This window comes from Brevibacillus brevis (assembly GCF_022026395.1).
Lineage (GTDB): Bacteria > Bacillota > Bacilli > Brevibacillales > Brevibacillaceae > Brevibacillus.
Genome location: NZ_CP041767.1, coordinates 3,054,935 through 3,062,016, shown reverse-complemented (window position 1 = coordinate 3,062,016; position 7,082 = coordinate 3,054,935). Strand labels below are relative to the sequence as shown.

The 7,082-nt window shown below is 46.4% G+C and carries 1 protein-coding gene; it reads right to left on the bottom strand.

Annotated features, from left to right (window positions below; genetic code table 11):
• Positions 1 to 2: 2 nt before the first annotated feature.
• The gene (locus FO446_RS14870; RefSeq protein ID WP_237901033.1) at positions 3 to 6,830 is read right to left on the bottom strand and encodes a non-ribosomal peptide synthetase; all 6,828 of its coding nucleotides are present in this window, start codon (positions 6,828 to 6,830) and stop codon (positions 3 to 5) included.
• Between the last annotated feature and the right edge of the window lie 252 nt (positions 6,831 to 7,082).

Genomic DNA, 7,082 nt, shown 5'->3' with positions numbered 1-7,082 from the left:
ACTTACAAATCGCCTATCAAGTCCATAATGTCATCGAGTTCTTCCAGAGAGAGCTTCTTGTCCACGAAATCACTCGGTGTTAACTCAGAATCTTTCTTTTCTATACAATGAAAAATAATAGCGTTCAAATGAAATTGATAGAGTCCCATGAGCTTGTCTATCGTCGTTTTGTGATACTCATGGCGATTGTAATTCAAATAGATAACTAGCTCTCCACCGATAATCTTGGCATAGATATCGAGCGGGTGCATGCGCTCGGCATGAGGGCCTAGTACTCTACCCTCTGGTAGATCCGATAATGTGAAAAGCTCATTGTCCAGATCGGCATCGTACTGTCCCAGATAATTGAACACAACCTCGGGTTGGCGTGTGAAATGGATGTCTCGTTTGTGCTCGGAATCTGTGAGATGCTTTAGGATGGCATACCCGATTCCTTTATTAGGAATGGCACGCATCGTTTCTTTGACCAGCTTGATCTGCTCCCCCAATTGGCCCGATTTGGCTACAGGCAGCACGACAGGGAAAAGGGAAGTGAACCAACCTACCGTACGGGATACATTCAAGCCTTTGACAATCTCTTCACGTCCATGTCCTTCCAAAAAGACCTTTACATCGTTTGCCCCTGTCCATTCCTGCATTGCCATTCCCAAGGCAGTCAACAAGATCTCTTGCGTTTCCGTTTGGTAGGCGTGATTTGTATGGCGCAGTAATTGTTCCGTCTCCGTTTTGGAGAAACGAACCGACGCTGTTATCGTCTCCATTTCGGTCTGATAAATGGTCTCCTGATCCTTCGGTAAGGGAGGGCAAGGAATGGATTCGACTTTTTTCCAATAAGCTAGTTCATTGACAAGCTTCTTGCTATTGGCAAAGGTTTTCAGCTCTTTCGCCCATTTTTGATAAGAATGTGTTTTTTCCGTTATAGCAATTGGATTACCTGAGGCTACTTGCTGATAGGCGATTCGGAAGTCTTCCAGAAGGATTCGCCAGGACACACCGTCAACAACCAGATGGTGAATCGCAAAAAGCAGATGGTCACCTACTCTTGTCTTGAAGAGCGCTACTTGAACGAGCGGCCCCTCCTGTAAATTCATACTGGATTGAAGACGGCTTGCTTCTTCTTCCACTTTGTTACGAGCGTCCAGCTCTTCTGTAAAATCAAACACATGGAATTCGAACAGATTACCATCGTCGTCCCGATTAAACTGGACAAATCCCTCATCCGATTCGATAAAGCTCATGCGCAGGGCATCATGATGAAGCACAAGTGCATGGAGAGACTCCATCAATAGTTCGCTATGGAAGCCCTCTCGGCTGAAAACCATCATGGCTTGATTCCAGTGATGTCTACTTGATGTAATCCGTTCAAAGAAGTAGTGCTGGATTGGTGTAAGCAAGACAGGCCCTGTTACCAGTCCCTGATCGATCATGATACTTTCGGAAATGACAAATGGTGCCATTCGTTCGATCGTCGGATATTTAAACAAATGATTGACTGCCATTATGAGATTCATCCGTTGCAGACGAGACGCAATTTGCAAACCCTTGATCGAATCTCCACCAAGCTCGAAAAAGCTGTCTTGAATCCCTACCCGCTCGATGCCAAGTACTTCTCCCCAAACTGTGGCAAGAATCTGTTCCATTTCAGAGCGCGGTGCCACATATTCCACTTCGCTTCCCACACTTCCATCTGGTTCGGGGAGGGCCTTGCGATCTAGCTTACCGTTGGATGTAAGCGGAAACTCCTTCATGAGAACGAAGTGGGCGGGTATCATATATTCTGGCAATTCACGGCGAAGCAGGTCTCGCAATTGACTGACTGTCCATTCCTTCGCGGAAAGCAGATAGGCGCACAAGTATGCCTGATTGTTCTGGTCGACTCGAGCCATAACCACCGCGTCATTAATGGACGCTTCCTGAATCAGTTTGCTACGAATTTCTTCCAGCTCGATGCGGTATCCACGAATTTTTACCTGATGGTCCATCCGTCCGAGATACTCGATATTGCCATCCTCACGATAGCGTGCCAGGTCGCCTGTGCGATAGATACGCTTACCAGCCTCTAATGGATGGGCAACAAATTTTTCTGCTGTCAGCTCTTCGTTATTCAAATATCCTCTTGCCAAGCTGATCCCAGCTATACAAAGTTCGCCAGGAACGCCTATTGGCTGCAATTGTCCGTACCGATTGACGATGTACATGCGATAGTTGGGCAAAGGCTTTCCGATGGGGACAGGATTCTCCAGTGAGTCTTTTGCGAGCGAATAGCGAGACGTGTATATTGTCGCTTCTGTTGGCCCGTAGATGTTTTCCAATTTCACCTCTGGCAGTACTTCATATACTTTTGGCACGAGATCGTCCGGCATCGCTTCCCCACAAGCAAGAATGTACCGCAATCGGTTGGCTTCGTTTCGCCCCTCCAGATATTCGACGAACGGAATCAACATGGATGGCACGAAATTGATGTGGGTGATCCCTTCTTGGACTAACGCGTGCCATATTTCTTTGGGATTCTTTTCTGCCTCTGGCTCGAGAATCACCAATTTTCCATTTCCAGGTATCCATCCAAAAATTTCGGCTACAGAGATATCAAAAATGTAGGTCGTCTTCAGCAGGATCGCATCTTCACTCATTAGCGGATATTCATCCTGCATGGCATGGAGCACATTGAGCAGCCCCCCGTGTTCAATCATCACGCCTTTGGGCTTCCCGGTTGAGCCTGATGTGTACATGACATATACGAGGTCATCCGGCATGTTAACCAGTGGTAGATTGCTTGTATCTGGGGAAAAGCTACTCTCGCTGTCCAGATCTATAACACCCGCTGTAAAGCTTGCTTTTTCAACGAAACGGGACTGTGCCATCACCATCTTGGCGCCGCTATCTGTGAAAATGTAGGAAATTCGGTCAGCCGGACTGTTCGGATCGATCGGCAGATAGGCTCCACCTGCTTTCAATACGGCGAAAATGGCCACTATCATCTCGAAGGATCGTTCCGATATAAGCATCACCAGATCGTCTGGTTTCACCCCTTTTGTCCGGAGGGTATGTGCCAGTTGATTAGCTCGTTCGTTCAGCTCTCGATACGTCATGCACTGTTCGCCAAGAACCAATGCGATCTTGTCAGGTGTAACAGCAGCCCATTCTTCTAACAACTGCATGATCAATTTGCCGGGGTATGTTTTGGATGTATCGTTTACCCCTAGTAACAAATCGAGGCGTTGCGCTTGGGGCATTAGTTCAAACGTTTTAACTTGCGCCTCCAAAGCGTGAACAGCTTGCAAAAGGAGGTGTTCAAACTGCGCAATCATGCGGTGGATCATGGATTCATCAAACAACCGTGTGTTGTATTCAAAGACAATGTGTAGCTCATTGTCCCGCTCCACTGCTTCTAGTGTCAGGTCGAACTTGCTAATTCTGTTGTTGATATGACGCGTGTAGTTTTCCAACCCTGTCTCCGATGTGCTTTGCATCATGAACATCACATCAAACAGGGGATGACGATTCCCGTCGCGTCTTGCGCCGGAGCCTTCGAGAATTTTTTCAAAGGGAACGTACTGGTTTTGCAAAGCGGACAAAAGCTCTTGCTTCACCTGTTGCAGGTTATGTAAGAAGCTTTCTTCATGATCAATTGAGAGTAGAAGTGGCAAGGTATTAACGAACATCCCAAGTATCTCTCGCGTATCAGGATGCTGTCTTCCATCTGTTACGGTACCTAGTATGACTTGCTCGCTGTCGTTATTCATCTTGGATAGCCAGACAGATACGATGGTAAGCATCAGCATATAGAGGGTTCCATCATGCTTTGTTGCTGTGGTCTTGAGCTTTCTGGTGAGTTCTTTGTTTGCGCGATACGTGATCGTAGCCCCATCAAATGTCAGTTGCGGCGGACGTTTTCGTGTTGGAAGTTGGACAACGGGAAGCTCGCCCTCTAAAAGGGTTTTCCAGTAAGCTGCTTGCTGATTGTATTCCTCGCTTGCATGCCAGTCATTTTGCCATCGCGCAAAAGACTTATAGGTATTTTTTAAAGGGGGAAGCTGCTGTTGTTCGAGTAAAGTCTGTAATTCCCGTAACAAAATCGACTTGGATAATCCATCCATGAGGATGTGATGGGAGTCGAGCCAGAGAACCTTTTTGTCAGGAGTTTCAATGATTCCAGCCCGGAGCAATGGCGCTTTTGCCAAGTCGAATGGCTTGATGTGCTCTGCAAGTAGACTGTGCAGGACCTCTTCTACACCCGTCTGACGGACAAATGATAGTTCGGAACACGTGACAATTCGCTTTACGATTTCGTCATGATACATGTGGTACGTGCTTCGTAATCCTTCGTGACGTATCACCAGCTGTTGCAAGGCCAGCTGGATATGCTCCACATCTACGGAGTGGGGAAAGTCAACCGTGAATGTCACATTGTATGCGATCGACTCGGGATCCTGCTGTTGGATAATGTACATCCGTTTCTCCACCGCGGATGTTTCGTATTGCTGTTGTACGGTCAGCTCTTGCAATGGTGGTATGTTCGTCTGCTCTTGCTCTGTGAACAAACGTTTCAATTGGCGAATCGTTGGATGCTTAAAAAGCTGGTCATATCTCAAATCGAATCCGATATTTTTGAACTGGGAAATGAGCTGCATGGCCTTGATCGAGTCCCCACCGCATTCAAGAAAATGGTCGTCGATTCCCACCTGCAAGATTCCTAGCACACTGCTCCACACGTGAGCCAATTGTTGTTCAAGCTCATCAGTCGGCCCGACGTAATATTCCCTCAGCAGTTCCTCATCTCCCTGTACATCTGGCAATGCCCGCTTGTCTACCTTTCCATTCGTGGTGAGCGGTAGCGCGTCCATTTGAACAAAGTGAGTCGGGATCATGTAATCAGGAAGATCATTTCCGAGCCATTCCCTCAGCTCGTGAAAAGGGATTTCATCAGGAGCAACATAGTAACTAACTAAGTATTTGCGGCCATCCTCCCGTTCTTTGGCGATAACGGTTGCCATTTCGACCATTGGATGATTCATGAGGAATGGTTCAATTTCTCCTGGCTCGATCCGATACCCGCGAATTTTCACCAAATTGTCGAGGCGGCCCATGAACTCGATGTTCCCGTCAGGCAACCAGCGTGCCCTGTCTCCCGTGCGGTACATGCGCTCCCCCGTCTGCGGATGAATGATGTATTTCTCAGCAGTCAAATCTGGTCGGTTCACATACCCTCGTCCCAACCCTCTACCGAGAATAAATAACTCGCCTGCTACCCCAATCGGTTGTAATGCCAGCTTTTCGTCCAAAATTAAGATGGAGGTATGACCAATAGGCTTGCCAATCGGAATGCTCTGGTATTGCTTGTCCACCTCAAAAACAGTAGCAAGAATCGTGCACTCTGTCGGTCCATACAAGTTGTACAGCTTGTAAGCACCGCGCCGATCAACCTTTTTTAGCACATCCCCGCCTGTAAGCATCGCTCGAAAAGAACGATTATCCATTTGCATGAACTGTTCAGCTGCTCCCGTCGGAAAAAAGCTGATCGTAATGCCTTCGTGGTTACAATAATCATTCAAGGCAATCAGATCATACTTCAGGGCAGTTGGCACGATGTGTAGTGAAGCGCCCGTAAGCAGATAGGGGAAAATATCCAATACAGATCCGTCAAATGAAAAACTGGAATAGACAAGGGCTTTGTCTTCATGGCTCACTTCAAAGTACTGGCGATGCCATTCACAAAAATTTACCAAGTTGCCATGCTCGATCATCACGCCTTTGGCCAAACCGGTCGATCCCGATGTATACATGACATAGACGAGATCTGTTGATCGATTGACGTGCGGTAGATTCTCTTTTCTGTCGCTAAAGCTATCAGGGTCACACACGTCCATCACTTCTAGTTCGCAGATGCTTTTCGCCTTTTCGATAAAGGGAGTCTGTGTCAATAAAACAGGTGCACTACTGTCGTTTAGCATATAAGCGATTCGTTCATCCGGATAATCCAGATCGATAGGGAGATATGCAGCCCCTGCCTTTAGAACGGCGAGAATACTCACCAGCATGTCCAGTGATCTGTCCATCATGAGCGCCACAAGATCGTCAGGCTTAACTCCTTTGGCACAAAGGTTATGAGCTAACTGATTGGCTCGCTCATTTAGCTGTTTGTATGTCAAGGACTGGTCTTGACATACAGCTGCCAGACTGTCCGGTGACACTTCGACTTGTCGTTCAAACAACTGATGATAGGTTAGATCGCTCTGCCTCTCTACTTGTGTTCGTTTCCCACAAAAACGCTTTAATGCCAGCAGTTCTTTTACGGTAGTCATATTCAGGTTTTTGTAGAAATCTCGGTCTTTTTTGTAGTGAATCGATCCGCCAGTTGGTTGTGGAAAAGGTGTGATCCGCCCGCTGACAATGTTCTCCCATTCTCGGATGAACAGGTCTTCAATCACCTGATTCGCTTTGTTGTAACAATCGATCAACGTATCATCGTCATTAAAAGAAATCTCTTCCTGAACAAGGATATTGCCGGTATCGATGTTCTCGTCTATGAGGTGTAGCGTAACCCCTTTTGGTGTCTCATCCCAAATGCTCCAGAAAACAGGGTCTCTCCCCTTGCTCCAGGGCAAGAGGGATGTATGTAGATTGACAATGCGCCCTTTGAAATGAGAAACGATTTCCTTACCCAGAATATAGCCGTACGCGTAACTGACAACATAGTCAATCTCTTCGAAATATTCGGTTTGTTGCTCCCATTTTTTTGTGCACACAATGACTTCGTGGTTTCTTGATTCCAGATACTGGACAATCCTGTTTTCTTTGCTCATGAATGTTGTTAGGAATAGTATTCTCAAAAAAACATCACCAGCATTTCTCATAATTTCGTTGACAAAAAGTTGACTTCGATTGAAAATCATCCTAGATGGAAGTTGTACCACATTTTTACTTTTTGTTACATGTTTTTACATATAACTCAAAAATATGGTTCTCTGCAAGTAGTTGTATGTAAATTTTTTTATTTTTTTGGCCCGACAAATAGAGGAAAGAACGCCAAAAGGCGCTACTCTGCTTGTTTTGAGCGATGAAAGGAGGTAAGTTTACCACTG